Here is a 24022-nt window from a genome sequence, read left to right as displayed (position 1 = left end):
CTTAACTAATACTGATATAAGTACGATTATCTGATTAAAAAGAACCGATTATTTAATAACATAAAAATATTTTTAAAAATTTTTATGAGGAATAAAGCTGAATAATTTATAAATACTAATAATAACAGCTGTTATTGTAAGGCCTAAAGTGAAAAATTAGAATAAAATAAGATAACACTACTGAAAACGCATTATTGCCCGACTTGAAAGACTTTTTAAGAGGTATACACTATAAGTGAGCCTATTAAAAGATTAGGGAGTTTAGAATTTTATGGAGGCGTAATTATGAATGTGTTAAGTTTAGCACGTTTCCAATTCGCAATGACGACCATATTCCACTTCTTCTTTGTACCATTTACAATTGGTACAATCTTCGTGGTTGCGATTATGGAATCAATGTATGTCCACACTGGAAACCCTAATTATCGCAAAATGACTAAATTCTGGGGAAATGTCTTCCTCTTAACTTTCGCCGTTGGTGTGGTAACTGGATTAATTCAGGAATTCCAATTCGGTATGAATTGGTCAGATTATTCAAGATTCATGGGTGATATTTTCGGAGCTCCATTAGCATTTGAGGCCTTGCTATCATTCTTTATTGAATCAACATTTATTGGTCTTTGGTTATTTACCTGGGATCGTGTAAAGAAGGGCTTGCACCTATTCTTTGCATGGATGATTGTCTTTGGTACTTTAACTTCAGCACTTTGGATTTTGACAGCTAACTCATTTATGCAGCATCCCGTTGGATTTAGTATCCGCGGTGGTCGTGCAGTCATGGTTGACTTTGGTGCATTGCTTAGCAACCGTCAATTATTATATGAATATACTCACGTAATTTTTGGTGCATTGCTTACCGGTGCTACCATTCTTACAGGTTTAGCTGCATTCCAATTACTTAAAAAACGTAGCATATCAGATGTTAACAAGAAGATTTATCATAAAACTATTCGTTTAGGATTGGTTTTAATGTTAATTTTCTCATCTTGTGAGTTTGTTGCCGGTGACTTCCAAATGAGATATTTGGTTCATGAACAACCAATGAAGTTCGCTGCAGCAGAAGGTGTAACGACTACGACCGGTGAAAAAGCACCATGGACTGTAGTTGGCTATGTCGATCCTAAGACTCATGACATGAAAGGAAACATTGATATTCCCGATGTATTGAGTATTCTTTCATACCACAAGACCACAGGTGCCGTAACTGGTATGAAAGAAGTTAATAAGCAACTTGAAAAGAGATATGGAACTAAGATTGACAATCATAAGATGGATTATTATGTTCCAGCTAACACTTTGTTCTGGTCATTCCGTGTAATGTGTGGCTTTGCTGCATTATTATTCTTAGTTTCAATTGTAGGATTGATCATGACACGCAAAGGCAAAGAAAGTCTTTACAGCCATCGTTGGTGTCTATGGGTACTAGCAATTTTGACTTTCTCACCATTTATTGTTAATACTGCAGGTTGGTTAATTACTGAACTTGGTCGTTATCCATGGACTGTTTATGGACTATTTACTATTGCACAAAGTGTATCACCAAGTGTATCAGCAACATCATTGTTAATTTCCAATATTGTTTACTTCTCATTGTTTACAATTTTGGCAATTGTAATGATTGCTTTAACTGTTCGCTTCTTGCGTAATGACCCAGAAGAATGGGAAAAAGCTGGAGACGAAAAGAGAGCTACTGATCCATTTGCAAAGGGGGCCTTTTAAATGTCAGCGTCAGTTTTGCAAATATTATGGTTTATCTTGTTAGCCGTTTTGTTTTCCGGCTTCTTCTTCCTGGATGGTTTTGACTTCGGTGTGGGAATGGCTGTAAAAACATTAGCTTATAATGGTGCCGAAAGAACTCAAATTGTCAGAACTATTGGACCTGTGTGGGATGGTAATGAGGTATGGCTTATTACCGCAGGTGGTGCTATGTTTGCATCATTCCCATATTGGTATGCAACATTATTTTCAGGATACTACATTATTTTGCTGATTATCTTGGTTGGCTTAATTATTCGTGGTGTATCCTTTGAGTTTAGGTCAAAGAGTAGTGCAGCCCATCGTCATATTTGGGATAACATAATGGCAATCGGGAGTTTCCTTGTTCCATTCTTCTTCGGAATCATGTTTATCTCAATGATTAAAGGGATGCCAATCGATGCAAATGGTAATATTTATGGTCATTTCTTCGATTACATTAACTGGTTCTCAGTAGTAGGTGGTGTTGCTTTAACACTTCTTTGCTACTTACATGGTTTGAACTATATTACTTTAAAGACAAAAGGCGTAATTTCAGATCGTGCCCAAAATTATGCTCATGCACTTTACTGGGTACTCTATGTTGGTGAAGTTATTTTTGCTTTACTATTATTCTTCCAAACAGACTTCTTAAAGGTTCATCCAATTTTGACTCTAATCTGCCTAGCTTTAATCGTGGGCTTCTCAGTTGCAGCACACGTTTCAACCTTTAAGAACAAGCAAGGTATCGCTCTTACATTTAGTGGTCTTACCTTGATTTCATTGGTAGCATTAATCTTCTGCGGATTGTTCCCAAGAGTAATGATCTCATCAATTAGTAGCAAATACGATTTGATGATCCAAAGTGCATCATCATCAAATTACACTTTAGTTGTAATGACAATTGCTACTGTAATCTTGGTACCTTGTGTTTTGGCTTACACAATCTGGGCTTACTGGATTTTTCGCAAGCGGATTGCAATGCCTAAAATTGGAGAGGTTAAATAATGATTGATCGACAGCTATTCAAACTTGCTGGCGCTAGTGCAATCATGAGAAAGCTTGCAGTAATTGAGATTCTGCAGGCTTTTTTCATAATTGGTCAGGCTTTGGCATTAAGTGCAGTTTTGACGGGACTTTGGAAAGGTCATGCTTTAAATTGGCTATTATTATTGCTATTTATTGTATGCTTTGCCTTGCGTCAATTGATTAATACTATTAGGGATGCAATTTTAAATAAATATTCTGGAAAAATTGCAGAAGACTTACGAGAAAAACTTTTAACCAAAGTATTTAATGAAGGACAAGCTCTAGTTCAAAAGCAGGGAACGGGTAGCTTGATTACGATGGCTTTGGATGGAGTTGATGAGGTTCGACAATATGTCAAACTGATTTATAGCAAAGTCCTTACGATGATGATCGTTCCGATCATAGTGTTTATCTGCATGCTTTGTTTAAATTGGCTTTCTGCAGTAATTCTGCTTTTGATGTATCCTTTAATTGTTCTTTTCATGATAATTTTGGGACATGCAGCACAAGATAAGGCGATTAAACAATTTGGTCGTTTCCAGGTTTTATCAAATAATTTTATCGATTCCTTACGTGGTATTGATACACTAAAATATTTGGGCCTAAGCAAGCGCTATTCAAAAAGTATTTATCGTTTAAGTGAAAACTTTCGCAAGAAAACAATGGCAGTGTTAAAAGTCGCAATGCTTTCAACTTTTGCTCTTGATTTCTTTACTACTTTATCGATTGCTATCATTGCAGTTTTTCTTGGTTTTGATTTGATGAATGGAAAAATCAATTTATTTCCTGCTTTGGGAATCTTGATTTTAGCACCAGACTTTTTCTTACCAATCCGAGATTTTGCAGGCGATTTTCATGCCACTCTAAATGGAAAAAATGCGTTTAAGAGAATTAATGAGTTAATCGCTGCTCCGAAAGAACCTGTAAAGAAAATTGCATTAACTGACTGGAGTGCAAATGATGAGTTAATAATTAATGACCTGCGTTTCAATTATTTAAAGGGTGCGGAAATTGGACCAATTAATTTTAAGATTAAAGGCTATCAAAAAATCGGAATTATCGGTATGAGTGGTTCTGGTAAGAGTACTTTGATTAACCTAATTAGTGGCTTTTTAACACCAAGTCAAGCTGATATTGAAATAGAAGGTCATAAAACTAACACGATGAACATCCCTGATTGGCAGAGGCAATTAATCTACATTCCGCAACAGCCATATGTTTTTTCAAAGTCTTTACGTGAAAATATTGCTTTTTATCACCCTGAAGCAACTGATCAAGAAATATTGCAGGCTATTCATGTCATGGGATTAGATGATTTATTAAACGACTTGCCTAAGGGCTTAGATACGGTTATCGGTCAAGGTAAAAGAGCTTTGTCTGGTGGTCAAGCGCAAAGAATTGCTTTAGCAAGGGCATTTCTAGATCCTAAACGTAAAGTGATGATCTTTGATGAGCCAACTGCTCACTTAGATATTGAAACTGAAATTGATTTGAAGACTAAAATGTTGCCTTTAATGCAAAAGCGCCTGGTCTTCTTTGCCACTCACCGGTTGCACTGGTTAAAAGAAATGGATTATATCCTAGTCATGAATCATGGACAGCTAGTGGGTCAGGGAACGTTTGCAGATTTGCAGGCAAATAATAGTTACTTTATTGATTTAATTCACGGAATGAGAGGCGAAAGCAATGATCAATAGGATTCCAATTTTAAAAGCTCTAAAAAATGATCGTTGGGTTCGTCCTTTCTTAAAGCGCTACAAAAAAACTTTGATCTTAGCAATTTTCTTGGGTATTTTGACGTTCTTCTGCGGTGGAGGATTGATGTTCTGCGCAGGTTACTTGATTAGTAGATCTGCTGCACGACCTGAAAATATTTTACTAGTTTATGTACCGATAGTTTTGACCAGAGCATTTGGTGTGTTCCGTCCAGCTGTCCGTTATGTTGAACGGTTAGTAAGTCATAACTGGGTCTTTAGAATGACTTCCAAATTCCGCCAGCAGCTTTATGATTCGTTGGAACGGGATGCTACTAATTTTAATAGTAAGTATCAACTAGGCGATATCTTAGGCTTATTGTCTGATGATGTTAGCCACATTCAAAACCTGTATTTAAGATCTATTTTTCCAATGATGGTAGCTTGGGGCCTATATGCAATTATTGTAATTGGCTTAGGTTGGCTATCTCCATTAATGGGATTATGGATGCTAGTAGTTTTTGGCTTAATTATTTTTGCTATTCCAATTTGGTCAGTGCTTGTAAACGGAGCTAGACAGACCTATGAAAAGCAGATGCAAGATAAACTGTATGCTGATCTGACAGATAACGTGATGGGTGTCAACGATTGGGTTTTATCCGGTCGTGGTTCAGCCTTTTTGAAGCTCCATGTTAAAGATCAACAAGAACTTTTTGAAGTTGATCAGGTGATGAAAAAGTTTGAACGTTGGCGTGATTATACTTTTCAGCTAGTATATCTGTTAGCGATTGTCAGTTTGATAATTTGGGGCATGTTTCGCTTTGGTCAAAGAGATACCTACTATACAAACTGGATTGCAGCGTTTGCATTGACACTATTTCCAACCGTGTCAGCCTTTGCGGGATTGCCAGCCGCAGCTCAGGAAACAAATATTTATAAGGATTCGTTGAATCGATTAAATAATTTACCTGAACCAGAAGTTGAAAATAAGAAAGCAATTACCCTTAAGGCTCCATATGAAATTGATCTTAAGGATGTGCATTATACTTATCCCAAGACTAATAAAGAGATTTTGCACGGTCTTAATTTAACCATTAAGAATGGTGAAAAGTTAGCAATTTTAGGACGTAGTGGTGCTGGTAAAAGCACGCTCGCTTCATTATTGCGTGGAGATCGTACTCCTGATAGCGGTAGTATTACGCTAAATGGAATTTCGACAGATCAATTTGGTGATCAGATTGCTAATTATTTCAGTATAATTAATCAAAATCCTTACTTGTTTAACACAACAATTGGCAATAATCTCCGCTTAGGAAATGAAGATGCTACAGATGATCAATTGTGGGATGTGTTAAGACGAGTAGGATTAGATCAAATGGTTGAAAAACTGCCGCAGGGTTTAGAAACAGAAGTAGATGAAGCAGGTTTACGTTTTTCAGGTGGTGAGCGTCACCGCTTGGCTTTGGCAAGAATTTTGTTAAAAGATACGCCGATTGTATTACTTGATGAGCCAACAGTAGGATTAGATCCTATTACTGAACAAGCTGTGATCGATACTTTTATGACTCAGCTTAAAGGAAAAACTTTGATTTGGATTACACACCACTTGCAGGGAATTGATCAAATGGATCAGGTTATTTTCCTAGAAGATGGGAAAATTTATATGCAAGGCAGTCCAAAAGAGTTGTGGCAAACTGAGCAGCGTTATCGTGAATTAAAGAGAGCAGATCAAGGTCTGTGAGGAAAAAGCAATGTTAACAAATAAAGTACCTGAAAAAGACGTTAATGATTTATTTACCCGCGTTGCTCCCAATTATGATTTGATGAATAATATGGTCAGTTTGGGCATCCAGAATATTTGGCGGAAACAATTTTTAACCAGATTAAATTTGAAAAGCACAGATCAATGTTTAGATTTATGTTGTGGCACTGGCGATTCTACTATTGCTTTAGCGAAAAAAGTTAAATTGGTAACTGGCCTAGACTTTAATCAAGCGATGTTAAAACTGGCCCACGAAAAGATAGTGAAAAAGCATTTGCAACCGAAAGTTAAATTAGTTAACGGGGATGCAATGAATTTGCCTTTCGCGGCGAGAAGTTTTGATTGTGTTACCATTTGTTTTGGCTTACGCAATGTGCCCGATGCAGAAAAGACCGTTAAAGAAGCTTATCGGGTTTTAAAATCTGGCGGACAATTTGCCATTTTAGAAATGTCGCAGCCTAATAATCAGATCATTAAATTAGGTTGGCGTGCGTATTTTGAAATTTTCCCTTATTGGGCAAAGCTGGTTAAGAGCAATGTGCGAGATTATCAATATTTATCTAAAACAAGTAAAGAATTTTTATCTGCTCAACAATTAAAGCAATTATTAGTTAAAAATGGATTTAGTCATGTCGCGGTTAAGAAATTAACTGGTGGAGCGGCAGCGATTCATATAGGAATTAAATAGATAAAAATTAGATGTATCGAAAGGATGTGGGCTAATGGCTTTAAATGTATTTTTGGAATTAATTGAAATTAAGGCCAAGACAGCTAGTGTAATACCATTTTTGTTAGGAATGTGCTTTAGTAAATTTTATTATCATCAACTAAATTGGCAGCTAGCTTTAATCTTCTTTATTGCGATGTTTTTATTCAATATGGTTGTCGATATGTTTGACAATTATTGCGATTATTATCATGCGGATAGTAAGAGTTACCAAGAAAAAACTAATATCATTGGTCGAGAAAATATTAACCCTAAGTTGGTTTTGGGTTTAATAATCGGATTTAGTGTGATTTCGGCATTGTTAGGTCTTTATCTTGTAAGTCAAGCTGGGTTGCCTGTTTTATGGATGGGTATCTTCTGTTTTGCCGTTGGGTATCTATATTCGTTTGGTCTGCATCCAATTTCAAGTTTGCCATTAGGCGAGCTATTTTCCGGTTTCACCATGGGCTTTATGATTGTTTTACTGAGCGTATACCTTAATACCTATCAAGTCTTTACCTGGAATTGGTTAACTATTGGACAAATCTTTTTGGTAGCTCTGGCAGATGAATTATGGATCTCTAATTTAATGCTGACCAACAATTTATGTGATGCTCAAGAAGACGAAGATAATCACCGTACGACTATCATTCATTTTATTGGTAAAAAGGGCGGATTAATCGCTTTAACCGTCAAAAATGTATTGGCATTTTTGATTATTGGAATTTTACCTTTCTTGGGACTTGCACCAAAAACTGTTTGGCTAACAATCTTAATCGTTCCATTTATCTATCAACAAAATAAGATAATTATTCATAAACAAGTTAAAACGGAAACCTTTAGTACCGGTGTTAAAACACTGTTAGTAGGTTCTGCCGCATATCTATTTACATATTTCTTAGGAATTATATTTTAAAAGAGTAGGAGGATTCAATCATGAAAAAGGTTGTTGTATTAGGTGCTGGTTTTGCCGGCATTAAGACCGTCGTTAAACTGCAAAAAAAATTGCGTGAAGAAGTTAAGATTATTTTAGTTGATCGCAATCCATTTCACTGTGAGACATTCCGTTTGTATGACGTGGTATCTGGTGAAGCGCCATACACCGCAATATCGTATCCAGTAGCAGATGTGATTAATCCAAAGATGACTACCTTTATCCAAGATGAAGTTAAGAAAATTGATTACCAAAATAAAACGGTAGAATTAGCCAAGCATACACCTTTAAAATATGATTATTGTGTAATTGGATTAGGCTTTACGTTAAGCACATTTGGAATCGATGGCGTGCAAGAACATGCATTGCCTATGTATAATGTGGAATCTGCCGAGGCTATTCGGAATCATCTGTATGCAAGCATGCGTGATTATAAAAAGACTAAGAATCCGAATGATTTGGTAATAACAATGTGTGGGTCAGGCTTTCAGGCAGTAGAAGTAACCAACGCTATAGCTATGAATAGACCTCGTTTTGCCAAATTAGCAGGAGTTAGTCCTGATCAAATCAAAATCAAGATGTTTAATAGCTCTAAGAGAATGTTGCCAATGTTTGGCGATAAGCAATGTAATTATGCTTTGAATAAGATCAAAGAAAATGATATTGATATCATTAATCAAGCGCGCATTAGTCAAATTCAAGCGGATGGCGTTTGCTATAAGATTGGTGATCAAGCTGAAGAAAAGAAGTTGGCAACTAATAACATAATTTGGATGATGGGCTTTAGTGGTAATCCAGTAATTGCGGACTCTGGTTTTAAGGAACAACGTGACAAGATTACAGTAACTGATCATTTAACAGCTCCTGAAAGTGAAGACATCTATGTTTTAGGGGATGTTGCTTCAGTGCCACAACCAGGAAAGAGCTGGCCTTTGCCAAATACTGGTCAATTAGCTTTATCTATGGCTAATTATGCAGCCGATGATATTCATGCGAGAGTGAATGGCTATAGTCGTCCTAACCCATTTGTTTACCATGACTTAGGTGTTGTGGTTGATTTGGGTAAAAGTGCTGTAGGCTTAGCATTAGGCGTTAAATTATATGGCTATTGGGCTTCAGTGATGAAGAAGATCACTATTGATAAATCGATCTTTGAAACCGGCGGCGTTAAAGGAACGTTGTCTATTGGTCGTTTTGACTTTTATCATTAAAATAAAAATTTACATAAATAAAATAAGTGATGGATCTTTGATGATTCATCGCTTATTTGTTTTGGTATTATATTTCTTTCTGAATTCGGTCGGTGAAATCTGATATCTTTTACGAAAAAGGCGATTAAAGCTCTGATAGCTTTGAAAACCGGAAGAAAGTGCAATGTAAGAAATCGTTCCAGAATCCGATTTTAGTAGTTCACTTGTTCTTTTTAAGCGGTAATCGATTATAAATTGTTCTGGACTTTGATTAGAGTTTTTCTCCTGAATTTTTAATCATAAAAAACAAGAATTTATCATAGATCGCGGAAATTGTGGAGTTCATTTTGGTGAAAGTTATGGCAATAGTCGCAGTTGTCATTTAAATCTAGATCAAAAAATAAAAGTTAGAATCTTACAAGATGAATCTTCAGCTGAAATTTTCTTAGATGATGGTAAAAAAGTATTTTCAATGCGAGTTTTTCCTGATGAAAAGCTAACCGAATTTTTGTAACAAGTGAAAATGGTGAAGCTAAAGTAGAAGGTACTATTTATCAATTAAGATCAGCTGAACTATAAAAAAGAAGCATAGAAAGTTCTATGCTCCTTTTTAGTAAGTAGAATACGGAGAAAAATATGCAAAATTTAATTACAGTTGATGAAGAAAATAAAGTTTTTCATTTACACAATAAACAAATATCATATTTATTTTCAGTGGAACAGGGAGCTACTTTAGCTCATTTATATTTTGGTAAAAGAATTCGAAAATATCATGGACAGTTAAAATATCCCCGTTTGCTTCGAGGCTTTTCAGGCAATTTGGCTGATGTACCAGGACGTGAGTTTTCTCGTGATACTTTGCCTGAAGAATATAGTAGTGCAGGCAAAATGGATTATCGCACACCAGCAACGGTTTTATATCAAAAAAATGGTTCAAATTCTATTTTGTTAAGATATAAGAGTTATGAAATAGTTGCAGGGAAGCCAAAATTGAATGTTTTGCCACATAGTTGGGTTAAAGACGAAGATGAAGCCCAAACTTTGATTGTTACTCTTGAAGATCAATTAACTCAGGTGGAATATCAATTGTTTTATACAATTTTTAGAGATTTACCAGTTATTTCTAGAGCTGTAAAAATAATTAATTCTGAAGAAGAAGTCGTTCACTTAAGAAAGGCCGCTTCAATGCAAATTGATTTTGGCAATGAAGATTTTGAAGCAATTACCTTGCTCGGAGCGCATGCCAATGAACGTCATCAGCAAAGAAGCAAGATTGATCAGGGGATTCGCGTCTATGGTAGTCATCGTGGCGCTTCCAGTCATCAGATGAATCCATTTCTTGCTTTAGTTAGACCTAATACAGATGAATTTGCAGGAGACGCATATGGTTTTACTTTTGTTTATTCAGGTAATCATATGTTTGAACTTGAGAAAGATCAAATTAATCAAATCCGTTTAAATATTGGGATAAACGATTTTAATTTTGATTGGAAACTGGAGCCAAATGAAGATTTTCAGACTCCGGAAGTTTTGATGACTTATTCTCCAAATGGCATAAATCAAATGAGCCAGACATTTCATCAAGTGATTTTTGACCATATTATTCGCAGTAAATTCAAAAATAAGGTTCGACCTATTTTGGTTAATAATTGGGAAGCAACGTATTTCGATTTTAATGAAAAGAAATTACAAGCAATTGTTGATCAAGCTAAGGATTTAGGGATTGAAATGTTTGTCTTGGATGATGGCTGGTTTGGACACAGGGATGCGGATAATTCATCTTTAGGCGATTGGTTTGTCGATCAGAGAAAGTTTCCTACTGGTTTGAGTCATTTTATTGATTATGTACATAATTAAGGATTAAAATTTGGTATTTGGTTTGAACCAGAGATGATTTCCTATGATTCTGAATTATATAAAAAACATCCCGATTATTTGATGCATGTTCCTAATAGAATTCCTAATCCAAATTGTCACCAATATGTGCTTGATTTAGGGAGGAAAGAAGTACGACAAAATATTTTTGACCAGATGGTTAAGATCCTAGATCAAAATCAAATTGATTATATTAAATGGGATATGAATCGTCATATCTAAGACATTTATGAAGCAGATTTAACGCCAGATGAGCAGGGTGAAGCATATCATCGTTATATTTTAGGATTATATGATTTGCTTGAAAAATTGACGACCAGATATCCTAATATTTTGTTTGAAGGATGTTCTGGTGGTGGCGGTAGATTTGATGCTGGTATGGCTTATTACACACCGCAAATTTGGGCTAGTGATAATAGTGATGCGATTGCTAGATTAAAGATCCAATATGGTACAAGTCTAGTTTATCCGCAATCATTGATGACCTCACATGTTTCCGTGTGTCCAAATGAACAAAATGGTAGAGTAACACCATTAGCTACACGGGATGCTGTAGCTATGTGGGGAGACCTAGGCTATGAACTTGATTTAACTAAATTGAATGATGATGAAAAAGAAGAAGTTAAAAAGCAAATAACTTTATATAAGCAAATTAGAAAGCTTACTCAATTTGGCACTTTATATCGTTTGAAGTCGCCATTTAATAGTAATCAGACTGCTTGGGAAGTAGTTAGTTCAGATAAACGTGATGTAATTTTAACTGTAGTAAATATTCTGAGTTCAGCTCAGCCTAGCTTTACTAAGCCTAAATTAGCTGGCTTGAATCCAGAATATGATTATAAAAATATCGCCACCAATGAAATAATCGGTGGCGATGAATTAATGGACACAGGTATTTATGATGAGGTGGCCCATCAAGATTTTGTGGCTAAAATGTATCATTTTAAAGCAGTCAATTGATTGCCTTGATTGATTCACGTTTATTTAAGTTGCTGTGACAAGTAACAGTTAGAGGAATACTGATATTTTCAGTAATTAAATCTTTAGCAAGACGGACTGCAGTTTTACCCATTTCTTTGGTATCCATATAAACACTGGAAAGAGTAGGAGTTAAAAAGCGATTGATATCAACATCATCAAAACTTACGACTGAAATATCATCAGGAATAGAAATATGGTGGTTGTTAAGAGCTTTGTAAACGCCTAGTGCCATTGGATCGCTTCCCACTACAATTGCTGTAGGCCGCTCTTTCAATTGAATGACTTGATCAGTAATTTTAAGAGCGGAATCTGCAGACCAATCGGTAATAAAAGAGTGACAATATTGATCCAAGTTGTGCAATTTCATCCAGGAAATATAACGAGTTTCTCTCAAGTCGCATTTTTCAGTAGTGATTTTTCCGTCTAAATCCATAATGGAAGATTTACCACCAATATAAACAATATTTTCATGACCAAGAGAATGAAGAAGATCCAAGATGTAAGTAGTTTTTTCTACGAAGTCATTTCGAATAATATTGCAGTTAAGAATATTAGTGTTGACATCGAGAAAAATTACATTGTGATTGATGGTTTGAATCGATTTTATAGCTTCAGGCGTCATTTCACCTTCAATTAATACTGCTCCGTAGTTAGCTAAAATAGACCAATCTTTTTCTTGATCATTCATCTTAAAAGGTTGATCAATTCTTAAATGCCATTTTTTAGCTTCATCATTAATCCCCATATGCATATTAAGAAAATATGGATCATCTATTTCTCGTGCATGGTCATGACGCATAATTAATGCAATTGAAAGTTGCGGATCATTTTGTTTAGGGCCCCGCTTTTTCTTGCCTTTGCTGTAATGCAGTTTGTTTGCTACATGAATTACACGTTTTCTTGCTTCATCATTAATGTGAAAAGTAGGATCATTATTTAAAATGCGGGATACACTTGCAGGTGAAACGCCAGCGATCCGCGCAATATCTCTAATACTTGCCATAAAAGCCACCTCATATTTCTTCTTTTCGTAATTATAACATTTTAAATGAAGCCAAAGAAAAACACGCTATTAAAGCGTGTTTTTTTAGATAATAAAATAGTTTAGACAGTGTGTTGTATAGAAATAATAATCTTATTTATCTTCGTAACCCTTTGGGTGGCCCTTGTGCCACTTCCAAGCAGTTGCGATTACGTCGTCAACATTTTCGTGTTTTGGCTTCCAGCCTAAAACAGTTCTTGCCTTAGTTGAATCAGCAACAAGTGAATCAGGGTCACCGCCACGACGTGGTCCCATAGTATAAGGAATATCAATACCAGTAACCTTCTTAGCACTTTCCAAAATTTCAAGGTTGGAGTAACCATGTGCAGTACCCAAGTTGAAGACATCTGACTTATTAGTCTTCATCATGTGCTTCAATGCCAAAATGTGAGCATCGATTAAGTCTTCTACTTGAACATAGTCACGTACATTAGTACCGTCTTTAGTATTGTAATCATCACCAAAGATAGTAAATTTACCATCACCAGAAATAGCACTCTTTAAAATATTTGGAATCAAGTGAGTTTCTGGAGCGTGGTCTTCACCGATAGAACCGTCACTTGAAGCACCAGCAACGTTGAAGTAACGAAGGGCAGTGTACTTAATGCCGTCAGCCTTGTCAGCCCAAGCCATGATCTTTTCCATCATCATCTTGGTTTCACCGTATGGGTTGATAGGGTTAAGTGGAGTGTCTTCTGTGATTGGTAATTTCTTAGGAATACCATAAGTTGCGGCAGAACTTGAGAAGACTAAGTATTTAACGTTGGCATCATTCATAGCTTGTAATAATGAAATCATACCGGTAACGTTGTTGTCGTAATACTTAAGAGGCTTTTTAACTGATTCTGGAACAAGTGAGTAAGCTGCAAAGTGCATTACTGCATCGATCTTTTCATCACGCAAAATCTTTGATACTAAGAAAGTATCTTCGATGTCGCCTTGATAAAACTTGGCTTTAGGATCAACAGCTTTTCTGTGACCAGTGTACAAAGCATCTAAGACAACAACGTCATTGCCTTCTTTAACTAATTCACGAACAGCATGTGAGCCGATATAGCCCGCACCACCGATAACTAAAACTTTCATGTGTATAACTCCTTTAATAGTTATTAATTTTTTACTGAAATCGATTACATTGTAACACATAATTTAGTAAATTATTTACTAAATACGATAAAATATTTAAAATTAATTGAGTATAAATGAAAATTCGTGATCTAATTCTGGATTAATATGATAAGCACTCTCAACATCAGAGCCCCAACTATCGATTCCGCCAACGCCTCGAACTGCACCTGCAATTACTAACACAGTTCTGCGAACAAGTGGTAATTCCTCAATATGGGTGGCATTTTCGAGTTCTTCAGCGGTATAAGGCAAACAACTAAAATTGAATGGCTTTTTATCTTGTAGAATTGATAAACTGAATTTTTCATTTGTTTGATCAGAATTATTTTGAGTGGCTTCACGGTTAATAACTAACTTTTTAGTTTGCATGTGCATGCCATTTTCTTGCGGAACCAGATATTTGGTAACCGGTAATCCATCGATATGGAAACGACCTTCTTTAGCTCCGGCCATTCTATCAGGATAAGTTTCGCCGGATAAACCTTCATAATCGAATCCAGTAGCGGCAGTTGGCATAATTAATCGAATACCAATCACAGGTAAGGGTGATAATCCCTTCTTACCATAATAATGCATCGTGACTTTAATGTGACCGACATCATCAATATTATAGATGATTTTTGCATTTGTTGCAGGGATAGTTAAAGTTTGATAAGTAAATGAAATTTGAGCACTGCTTGCATATTCGTGATTGCTGAATTTATTGTTAAATGGAGCAATAGGTAATTCAGGAAAATCATGTTCATCTACTTTTAAATGAATATCAGTACATTTAGTGAACATATCGGCTCCGAGCCATTGAGCGGCCTTTAGATTGAACCCGCTGCCGCGATCGTTATCTGTAGTTGCTCGCCAAAAAGTGGGAGTAGGTACACGATAAAGCCATTCTTTGCCGTGTACTTTTAAAGATTCAAGTCCGCCGCGCTCATAACTAAAGATATATTGAAAATCTTGGCCATTCACGCCAAATGTGCCATCGCCGTAAATAATATGCAATTTTTTATTTGTGTAATCCATAGTAGTATCTAACCTCCTGCATTGCTGGTTTGGGTGTGCGGTCTGCGAACATTAAACCGTCGCCAGAGAATTCATAATCGGAGTGACGATCATCAAAGTCGCCACCGTAACGCAATACGTCCTGTCCGCTGACTGGATCATGCACAAACAGAGCCTGATCGATGAAATCCCAGATAAAGCCGCCCATGTACTGAGGGTATTTATCAATTAGCTTGATGTAAGAGCCCATGCCACCGTCGGAGTTGCCCATATCGTGCATGTATTCACATTCGACAAGTGGCTTTTTAGGATTTTGGAGATATTCTTCTGCCTCTTTAGGTGGCAAATACATACAGCTTTCAAGGTCTGAGATTTCTTTCTTAAATTCTGGTGCATGGAAGACGCCTTCGTAGTGGGTGAGGCGAGAAGAATCGTGATCTTTGTAGAATTTGTTCATAGCGGCGATGTTGCTGCCGGCATATGATTCGTTGCCAAGTGACCAGAATAAGATTGCAGTGTGATTCTTGAAGGTTTCATAATTGCTGCGGGCACGGTCGACGACGACTTCACGCCATTCGGGGATGCTGCCGGGTACATTGGAAGTAGCTTCAACTTGGCCTAACTTTTGCCAGGTACCGTGGGACTCCAAATTGTTTTCCGCCATCATGTAAATTCCGTTTTGATCGCAGAGATAGTACCAAGGAATTTGATTTGGATAGTGGCAGGTTCTAACGGCATTGATGTTGTTGTGTTTAAAGGTAGCAATGTCTTGCTTCATGTCGGCTAGGGTAATGCTACGGCCATGCTTAGCATCCCATTCGTGACGATTAACGCCGTTGATGATTAATCTTTTGCCGTTAAGCAAAACCACATGATCCTTGGTAATTTCAATTTTTCTAAAACCAAATTGGTAAGGAATAAGTTCAACTAATTTGCCATCTTGGTCATGAACTTCAATGATTAATTGATAAAGGTATGGATCATGGTTGTCCCATAGGTGAACATTGGCAAAAGTTTCGTTTTCAATTTCAACGGTTGATTTAAGTGGCAACTTTTTATTAAGCAAAGTTTTGCCATCGATGTCTTCAACTAAGACGTGGACATTGCCACTGGTTTTACCCATAAAGTGCAATTTAGCGTTGAAGACACCGTCATGGTAATCATTAACAACAGTTGGTTTGATATCTAGATCCATTAGATGAGTCCGAGGTAAGGCTAAGAGTTCAACTGAACGAAAAATACCGGAGAATCTAAACATATCTTGATCTTCTAGCCAGGAAGCAGTGCTGTGTTTGAAGACTTCGACAGCTAAGATGTTGTCTTTTGCTTGAATGTAAGGTGTAAGATCGAATTCGGAAGGTGTGAAACTATCTTCGGCGTAACCGATGAAGTGACCGTTGAGATAGATATACATGGCCCGTTCAACGCCTTCGAATTGAATATGGATGTCATGGCCGGCTAAAGCAGGATTTAAGTCAAAGTGTTTAAGATATGAACCGACTGTGTTGTCTTTTCCTTGACTAAAATCGCCATTCTTGATGCCGCGCCCCAGGGTATAGGCAGGCTTACGATAGATTTTGCTTTCCCAGGGATACAGAATGTTAGTGTATTGATTTTGGGCGTAGCCGTTTAATTCAATTTCACTAGGAACGGGGATGGTGTCAAAGGAAGATGAGTCAAAGCTGCGTTTGTAAAAATCAATGGGCCGGCTTTGAGGATCTTTTGAAAAATGAAACTGCCAGGCACCGTTGAGGCTTTGTTTAAAACTGCTGCTGTGGTTTTGCCATTCACGGTAATCTTTGTAAAAGGGATGATCACTGTGAGCTGGCAGTTGATTAATTCTGAAGACTTCAGGATCATCAAGCCATTTGATATTTGCTTTCATGATAAGACCTAGTTTCTATAAAAAAATATATTTTGAAAACGGTTTTATTATAACACCAAATTAAACAATTTATCAAATAAATAAATAATTTAGTAATTAAAAGTAAATAAATTAATTGGAAAATCTCGAGAAAAATATTTTTGAATAAAATTGATCTTTATTGGAATTAAGTAAATATTTTGTATAATAAAGACAGGAATATTAGTAAATGGGAAAGAAATAATTATGACAACTATTAAAGAAATTGCACAAAAGTCGGGGTATTCTTCTGCGACTGTTTCGCGGTTGCTCAATAATGATCCTAACTTATCGATTACTGCAGATACCAAAAATAAAATTTTAGAAATTGCTAATAAGCTTGGTTATTGGAAAGACCACCAAGAAAAGGAAATTAAGCCTACAATTGCGCTTCTTTACCGCACTAACCATAAAGAACAGTTGCAAGATGAGTATTTTACTTCTTTAAAGCAAACCTTGGTAGAAACCGTTAAGCAAGAATCAATGAAGATGAAGACCTTTTACAATGCGGCTGACTTAATTGAAAATGCCTCATTGTTCCAAGGTTTTATTGGAGTAGGAGCAGCGCCAATCGAAAATGCTGAGTTGGTAAAATTGCACGAAGTTTTACCAAATGGGGTGTTTGTTGATACTAATCCAGCTCCCGAATTGTTCGATTCAATTAGACCTAACTTAACTTTAACAGTTAAGAATGCTATTGATTTGTTTATTAAAAACGGCTATGAATCGATTGGTTTTATTGGTGGTGTTGGCCCTAAGCATGATCATATTCAAGAAAATGATCCACGTTCCGTTGCCTTTGCGGAATATATGAAGGTTCGCGGAAAAGATGACAGCAACATGTTCGTTTCAGGACCATTCAGCGTTGAAAATGGTTATAAGCTTGGCAAAGAAGTAATAGAGAAGTGCAAGAACAATTTACCAGATGCATTTTTAATTGCTTCTGATACATTAGCAGTCGGTGTTTTACAGGCCTTTAACGAAGAAAATATTAACGTACCAAAAGATACCGCAATCTTGAGTATCAATAACAGTAATGTAGTGAAGTACGTATCACCACCACTTTCTTCTTACAACATCAACCAGCAGGAAATGATTGATTTAGCTTTAACTATGCTGACCAATTTAATTATTCAACCTGATCGTGCGCATATTGATGTGAATATGAACACTAACTTGGTGGTACGTAAAAGCTTTATTCCTAAAGGTGAGTAAATTTTTTAGTAAATAAAAATTTTTAATTTTGAATATTTTGAAAAGAGAATGCTGAAGCATAGCATTCTCTTTTATTTTTACTCTAAGTAAATAGTTTAGTTATATTAAATAAATAATTTACCAGAACTGATACTAAGCGTATACTCAGATATGTAAACGATTACAGATGATAACAATTTAGGAGGAAGCATTATGACAAACAGTCATAAAAATTCAGGGAAACAAATAATTTCCTATGCATCATTCTGTCTGGGTAACTTAGGACACGCAGCTTTTTATGGTGTAATGAGTACATACTTTATTATTTTTATTACTAGCGGAATGTTCAGTGGGCTAGAGCAATCAGTAGCTGATAAATTGATTGGTTTAATCACTGGCTTAATGGTAGTGATTAGAATTGTCGAGTTGGTTATTGACCCAATCTTGGGCAACATAGTTGATAATACCAAAACAAGATGGGGGAAGTTTAAGCCATGGATTTTCTTGGGTACTGTAGTTAGTGCAGTATTATTATTAATTTTATTTACTGGAATCTTTGGCTTAGCGCAAAGCAATTGAGACTGTAAAATAGTTTGTGTAAGGATGAATGATTCCTTAAATTTATTTCTTTAAACATTAGAAAAAGGAGTTCCTTTCTCGTATGATTGGTTTGAACAAAAAAACACATACAGAAAGAAGAACTCCTTCATGAATGATTTTACCAAAGATTTTGCTCAAGCTCTATTCAATCCAGACAAAATAAATGATTTATTGCGCAAAGAGCTACAACAGGCTGTTAATGACTTGCTAGAAGCTGAGTTGACTGCCTTTCTGGGCTATGATCCCTATGCCAGAAATGGCTGGAATACTGGCAATTCTAGAAATGGTGCTTATTTCCGCAAGGTTGATACCCAGTTTGGACCAATTGAAGTGCAAGTGCCTCGAGACCGCAACGGTCAGTTTCATCAGCACACGCTGCCTGACTACAAGCAGCACTCTGATGTTTTGGAAAGCACGATTATCAAGCTTTATTCCAAGGGCGTGACCACCAGGGAAATAGCCGATCTAATTGAAAAAATGTATGGCAGCCATTACAGTCCAGCTCAAGTATCAAATATTTCCAAGCAGATGATTCCAAAGGTTGAGGCTTACCACAAACGCAAGCTAAGCGACAAGTTTTTCTGCGTCTATTTGGATGCGACATACCTTCCTTTGCGCCGAGAAACATTTGAGCGTGAAGCAGTCTATATTGCCATTGGCATCAAGCCTAATGGGCACAAGGAGGTCATTGACTACTGCATTGCGCCTAGCGAGAACATTGAAGTCTGGACAGATATGCTTCAAAACATGAAATCCCGAGGCTTAAAGCAAGTTGAGCTTTTTCTTTCTGATGGTGTTGTTGGCATGAAAACAGCCTTGGCCAGGACTTATCCTAAAGCTCATTTTCAACGCTGTTTGGTTCATGTCATGCGCAATATCTGCGCTAAAGTACGCGTCGACGATCGTGAAAAGATCATGAACGAATTCAAACAGGTGCATCAACAGACAAACAAAGAAGAAGCCACAGCTGTCCTGCATGACTTCTATACCAAATGGGGCCAGGTTTACAGCCATGTTATCAGAAGCTTGAAAGACATAGAACCAGATCTGCTGGTCTTTTATAACTATCCCAAGCAGATCAGAGCTTCAATTTATTCGACTAACATGATTGAATCATTTAACAATGTGATCAAGCGCAAAGCTAAGCCTAAGGCAGAGTTTCCAACTGAACAGTCGCTTGATGCTTTTATTGGTATTCAGGCAATGAGCTACAATGACCGTTATTTCAATCGAATTCATAAAGGCTTTGGTCAGGTTCAGGACACCTTAGAATCCTACTTTGATTAAATAAATAATTAAAAAATCAATTTACGAGAAAGAACTATTTACACAAAAGATTTGACAGTTTCAAGCAATTGGATTCTTTTCGCTATCTTATTCGTAATTATCTACATCGGTTTTGATATCTTCTATTCATTATCCGATGTTTCATATTGGGGTATGGTTCCGGCTTTAAGTGAAGATTCACATGAGCGTGGTATTTATACTTCATTGGGTGCCTTTTCAGGTGCTATTGGTTGGAACGGTTTAGCAATTATCGTTGTTCCTTTAGTAACTGGGGTAACTTATGCAGTTACTGGTAAACATGAAGAAGGCGCACCAGGTTGGCTTGCCTTTGCGGCCGTAATTTCAGCTTTAGCAATTGTTTGTGCCATTATTGTTTGCTTAGGTACTAAAGAAAAGCACAATTTAATTAGAAATTCAGCCAAGCAGAAAACTACTTTGCCTCAAGTCTTCAGTGCTATTTTCCATAACGATCAAATTCTTTGGCCGAGTTTAGCCTACTTAGTCTTTTCACTTGCTAACACTATTACTAACGGGGTTTTGTTCTACCTGTACAAGTTTGTCATTGGTAAACCAGGCGAATTCTGGGTTGTAGGGCTTGCTGCAACGATTGTAGGATTCTGTGTCAGTCCATTATTCCCAGTTTTAAATAAGTACATTCCAAGAAAATGGTTGTTTGTTGCAGGTCAAACTTGCATGATCTGTGCTTATCTTTTATTCATTTTCTGCCGTGATAATGTTGTGTTAATGGACTTAGGGTTGGTTTTATTCAACATCAACTTTGCTCAATTAGTAACTGTTTTGACCTTAACTGATGCGATTGAATATGGTCAGCTTAAGAGTGGTCAAAGAAACGAGGCCGTCGTTTTGGCAGTTCGTCCAATGATCGATAAATTCACTGGTGCTGTTTCTAATGCTTTGGTTGGATATGTAGCTATTGCAGCTGGTATGACAGGTGCCGCAACTGCTGCCGACATGACAGCACACGATATCAGCACTTTTAATACAATGGCCTTATATATTCCTTTAATCTTAGCTGTGATTTCAATCATCGTGTTCTTAAGCAAAGTAACTTTGACCGAAAAGAAACACGCCGAAGTTGTTGAAGAATTGAAGACTAAGCTTGCTGAAGGTGAAATCGAAAAAGACGATTCAACTAAAGCAAGACCTAGACAGCAAAAGATTTACGCACCAGCCGATGGTGAATTGATGCAAATGTCCTCCGTCGTTGACGAAGATGATAAGCCATTCCCAGGAAAGGGATTCGCAATCAAACCAAGTGCCGGCAAGATCTATGCACCATTCGATGGTAAGATTAGATTTACCTTTGGTACAAAACACGCCTTTGAGATTATCTCAGATAATGGCTTGCAAGTAGTCGTCCACGTTGGTCTTGGAACAGTAAACTTGCGTGGTGAAGGCTTTGAAACGTATTATGATGATGGACAAGAAGTCAAGAAGGGCAACCTATTACTAGAATTTGATCGTGATTTGGCTCTTAAGAATGGCTACAAGGATACGATCGTTACCTTCTACACTCAACCAGGTAGAATTAAAAAAGCTAGTCCAATTAAAGCAGGTTCTACTGTAAAACACGGTGATGAAGTAGTAGAAGTCCAGTTTAAGTAGAGGTTTAAAAATGACAAAAACATTATCACGTTTTCTTTATGGTGGGGACTACAATCCCGATCAATGGACAGAAGAAACATGGCCTGAAGACATTAAAGTCTTTAAAAAGGCAGATTTAAATTCAGCTACAATTAATATTTTCTCTTGGGCAGTTCTTGAACCTAGAGAAGGAGTCTATGACTTTTCTAAATTAGACAAGATCGTTCAAGAATTATCTGATGCAAACTTTAATATTGTGATGGGTACGGCAACAGCCGCAATGCCAGCCTGGATGTTTAAAAAGTATCCGGATATCGCAAGAGTTGATTACCAAGGCAGACGTCACGTCTTTGGTCAGCGGCACAATTTCTGTCCGAACAGCAAGAATTATCAAAGACTCGATAGTGAGTTAGTTAAAAAATTGGCCCAGCACTACGCTGACAATCCGCATATCGTAGTTTGGCACGTGAACAATGAATACGGTGGCAACTGTTACTGTGGAAATTGTCAAAACGCCTTCCGTGACTGGTTGAGAAACAAATATAAGACCTTGGGTGCGCTCAACAAGGCTTGGAACATGAATGTTTGGAGTCACACGATTTATGACTGGGATGAAATTGTTGTTCCAAACGAGTTGGGGGATGCATGGGGGCCAGAAAGTAGCGAAACCATTGTTGCTGGCCTTTCAATCGACTACTTGCGCTTTCAATCTGAAAGTTTGCAAAACCTCTTCAAGATGGAAAAGGCAGTCATCAAGAAGTACGATCCTGAAACGCCTGTAACTACTAACTTCCACAGTTTGCCAAACAAGATGATTGACTATCAAAAGTGGGCCAAGGATCAAGATATTATTTCCTATGATAGTTATCCAACTTACGACGCACCTGCTTATAAGCCAGCATTCTTGTATGACTTAATGAGAAGCCTTAAGCATCAACCATTTATGTTAATGGAATCTGCACCTTCACAAGTTAACTGGCAATCTTACAGTCCACTAAAGCGTCCAGGTCAAATGGCCGCAACTGAATTGCAAGCTGTTGCTCACGGTGCTGACACTGTTCAGTTCTTCCAATTAAAGCAAGCAGTGGGTGGTTCCGAAAAATTCCACAGTGCAATTATTGCTCATTCACAAAGAACCGATACTAGAGCCTTCCGTGAATTGGCTGATTTGGGTCAAAAATTAAAGGAGGCTGGTCCAACAATCTTAGGTTCAAAGACTAAAGCTAAAGTCGCAATTGTCTTTGATTGGAGCAACTTCTGGTCGTACGAATATGTTGATGGCATTACTCAAGATTTGAATTATGTTGACTCAATTTTGGACTACTACCGTCAATTCTATGAACGCAACATTCCAACCGATATTATTGGTGTTGATGATGACTTTAGTAACTATGACTTGGTTGTTGCACCAGTGCTTTACATGGTTAAAGCAGGTTTAGCTGAAAAGATCAACAGCTATGTTGAAAAGGGCGGCCACTTCGTTACTACCTACATGTCAGGTATGGTTGATTCAACTGACAATGTTTACCTTGGCGGCTATCCTGGTCCATTGAAAGATGTCACCGGCATCTGGGTTGAAGAAAGCGACGCAATGGTTCTAGGTCAAAAAGTTAGAGTTAAGATGGATGACAAGGAATACGAAACCAGCTTAATGTGTGATTTGATTCATCCAAATAAGGCCAAAGTTTTGGCAAGCTACGCTGATGAGTTTTACGCTGGCACTGCTGCGATTACTGAAAATGATTATGGCAAAGGCAAGGCTTGGTACGTTGGAACCAAGTTAGGTCACCAAGGTTTGACACAATTATTCAACTACATTGTGCTTGAAACTGGAGTTGAATCATTAGTTTGCGACAGCCATAAGCTTGAAGTAACTAAGCGTGTCACAGCAGATGGCAAGGAACTTTACTTCGTGCTTAACATGAGCAATGAAGAAAGAGAATTGCCAAATAAATTTGCGGATTATGAAGACATCTTAACTGGTGAAAAAGCTAAGAGTTCAATGAAAGGATGGGATGTCCAAGTCTTAACCAAGTAACAAATCCTATTTCTTTTCCTCGAATTTAGATCAATAAATAAGGAAGCTAGGCGAAATTTCTAACTTCCTTTTGAGTACCCCAGAACGTGGCGTGGAAGAGTTGAGAAAATTGTTGCCTGACACGCTTGTCTTGGATGGCAAGAGGGTGAATGACATTTCAAGAATATGTAATAATATCACTTAACTGTGAATATAGTATAAATAAAAAGTGTCTGGGAAAAAACTAACCCTTAGATACTGAAAGACGATCAATCCAACTCTTAATTTGAGTTGCTTGACCGTCTTTTTCTGTCTATTTTTATTTTTGAACAAAGAAAATTGGTC

16 protein-coding genes and 3 pseudogenes are annotated in these 24022 nt (G+C 37.0%); 14 read left to right on the top strand and 5 right to left on the bottom strand.

The features are described from left to right. Window positions 1-285: 285 nt before the first annotated feature. The 7 genes from B5E95_RS05905 to B5E95_RS05875 are packed head-to-tail and all read left to right on the top strand — an operon-like array spanning window position 286 to window position 9070. Complete coding sequence (locus B5E95_RS05905; protein WP_087176491.1) at window positions 286-1719, top strand: cytochrome ubiquinol oxidase subunit I; 1434 nt, start codon at window positions 286-288, stop codon at window positions 1717-1719. Continuing rightward, a complete protein-coding gene (gene cydB / locus B5E95_RS05900; protein WP_087235800.1) occupies window positions 1720-2742 on the top strand; it encodes a cytochrome d ubiquinol oxidase subunit II in 1023 nt (340 codons plus the stop codon). Beyond that, window positions 2742-4460 carry a thiol reductant ABC exporter subunit CydD gene (cydD, locus tag B5E95_RS05895; RefSeq protein WP_087176492.1) on the top strand — a complete coding sequence of 573 codons (1719 nt, stop codon included), beginning with the start codon at window positions 2742-2744 and terminating at the stop codon, window positions 4458-4460. The genes cydB and cydD overlap by 1 nt, the downstream gene beginning before the upstream one ends. Continuing rightward, window positions 4450-6198, top strand: a complete 1749-nt coding sequence (gene cydC, locus B5E95_RS05890) for a thiol reductant ABC exporter subunit CydC (RefSeq protein WP_087235799.1) — start codon at window positions 4450-4452, stop codon at window positions 6196-6198. The genes cydD and cydC overlap by 11 nt, the downstream gene beginning before the upstream one ends. A 10-nt stretch (window positions 6199-6208) precedes the next feature. Then, on the top strand, window positions 6209-6907 hold the full coding sequence (ubiE, locus tag B5E95_RS05885; RefSeq protein WP_087235798.1) for a bifunctional demethylmenaquinone methyltransferase/2-methoxy-6-polyprenyl-1,4-benzoquinol methylase UbiE: 699 nt from the start codon (window positions 6209-6211) through the stop codon (window positions 6905-6907). A gap of 34 nt (window positions 6908-6941) precedes the next feature. Continuing rightward, window positions 6942-7841, top strand: a complete 900-nt coding sequence (locus tag B5E95_RS05880; protein WP_087235797.1) for a prenyltransferase — start codon at window positions 6942-6944, stop codon at window positions 7839-7841. A 20-nt stretch (window positions 7842-7861) separates the two neighbouring features. Next, window positions 7862-9070, top strand: a complete 1209-nt coding sequence (locus tag B5E95_RS05875; RefSeq protein ID WP_087235796.1) for an NAD(P)/FAD-dependent oxidoreductase — start codon at window positions 7862-7864, stop codon at window positions 9068-9070. Window positions 9071-9115: 45 nt separating this feature from the next. On the opposite strand, the gene B5E95_RS11120 is transcribed toward B5E95_RS05875, so the two are convergent. After that, window positions 9116-9340, bottom strand: coding sequence for a helix-turn-helix domain-containing protein (locus B5E95_RS11120; protein WP_087176499.1), 225 nt, complete (start codon window positions 9338-9340; stop codon window positions 9116-9118). Here B5E95_RS11120 and B5E95_RS05865 point away from each other — a divergent pair. Continuing rightward, on the top strand, window positions 9339-9563 hold the full coding sequence (locus tag B5E95_RS05865; protein ID WP_338034537.1) for a GH32 C-terminal domain-containing protein: 225 nt from the start codon (window positions 9339-9341) through the stop codon (window positions 9561-9563). The genes B5E95_RS11120 and B5E95_RS05865 overlap by 2 nt on opposite strands. 122 nt (window positions 9564-9685) lie before the next feature. Next, window positions 9686-11884: pseudogene (locus B5E95_RS05860) on the top strand (alpha-galactosidase). Here B5E95_RS05860 and B5E95_RS05855 read toward each other — a convergent pair. The 4 genes from B5E95_RS05855 to B5E95_RS05840 all read right to left on the bottom strand — a co-directional run bounded on the left by B5E95_RS05855 (window position 11877) and on the right by B5E95_RS05840 (window position 16956). Continuing rightward, window positions 11877-12908: a LacI family DNA-binding transcriptional regulator gene (locus B5E95_RS05855; RefSeq protein ID WP_087235795.1), complete on the bottom strand. Its 1032-nt coding sequence runs from the start codon at window positions 12906-12908 to the stop codon at window positions 11877-11879. The pseudogene B5E95_RS05860 and the gene B5E95_RS05855 overlap by 8 nt on opposite strands. 132 nt (window positions 12909-13040) lie before the next feature. Next, on the bottom strand, window positions 13041-14033 hold the full coding sequence (gene galE / locus B5E95_RS05850; protein WP_025005359.1) for a UDP-glucose 4-epimerase GalE: 993 nt from the start codon (window positions 14031-14033) through the stop codon (window positions 13041-13043). A 102-nt stretch (window positions 14034-14135) separates the two neighbouring features. Further along, entirely contained in the window at window positions 14136-15092 is a 957-nt protein-coding gene (locus B5E95_RS05845; protein ID WP_061204852.1) for a beta-galactosidase small subunit, read from the bottom strand. Next, window positions 15076-16956 carry a glycoside hydrolase family 2 TIM barrel-domain containing protein gene (locus tag B5E95_RS05840; protein ID WP_087235794.1) on the bottom strand — a complete coding sequence of 627 codons (1881 nt, stop codon included), beginning with the start codon at window positions 16954-16956 and terminating at the stop codon, window positions 15076-15078. The genes B5E95_RS05845 and B5E95_RS05840 overlap by 17 nt, the downstream gene beginning before the upstream one ends. A gap of 225 nt (window positions 16957-17181) precedes the next feature. On the opposite strand from B5E95_RS05840, the gene B5E95_RS05835 reads away from it, so the two are divergent. From B5E95_RS05835 to B5E95_RS05810, 5 genes and pseudogenes are all read left to right on the top strand, one after another. After that, complete coding sequence (locus B5E95_RS05835; RefSeq protein WP_087235793.1) at window positions 17182-18189, top strand: LacI family DNA-binding transcriptional regulator; 1008 nt, start codon at window positions 17182-17184, stop codon at window positions 18187-18189. Window positions 18190-18381: 192 nt separating this feature from the next. Next, window positions 18382-18744: pseudogene (locus B5E95_RS05830) on the top strand (MFS transporter); the annotation flags it as partial. A gap of 132 nt (window positions 18745-18876) precedes the next feature. Further along, complete coding sequence (locus tag B5E95_RS05820; RefSeq protein WP_087235792.1) at window positions 18877-20055, top strand: IS256 family transposase; 1179 nt, start codon at window positions 18877-18879, stop codon at window positions 20053-20055. 66 nt (window positions 20056-20121) lie between these two features. After that, window positions 20122-21681, top strand: a pseudogene (locus B5E95_RS05815) (sugar MFS transporter); the annotation flags it as partial. Window positions 21682-21691: 10 nt separating this feature from the next. After that, window positions 21692-23698, top strand: a complete 2007-nt coding sequence (locus B5E95_RS05810; RefSeq protein ID WP_087235791.1) for a beta-galactosidase — start codon at window positions 21692-21694, stop codon at window positions 23696-23698. Window positions 23699-24022: the final 324 nt, after the last annotated feature.

Source organism: Lactobacillus gallinarum (genome assembly GCF_002160635.1).
In the GTDB taxonomy this organism is placed as follows: Bacteria; Bacillota; Bacilli; order Lactobacillales; family Lactobacillaceae; genus Lactobacillus; species Lactobacillus gallinarum.
Note: the sequence above shows the minus strand (reverse complement) of the source record. Positions and strands in the feature narration are given on the sequence as shown.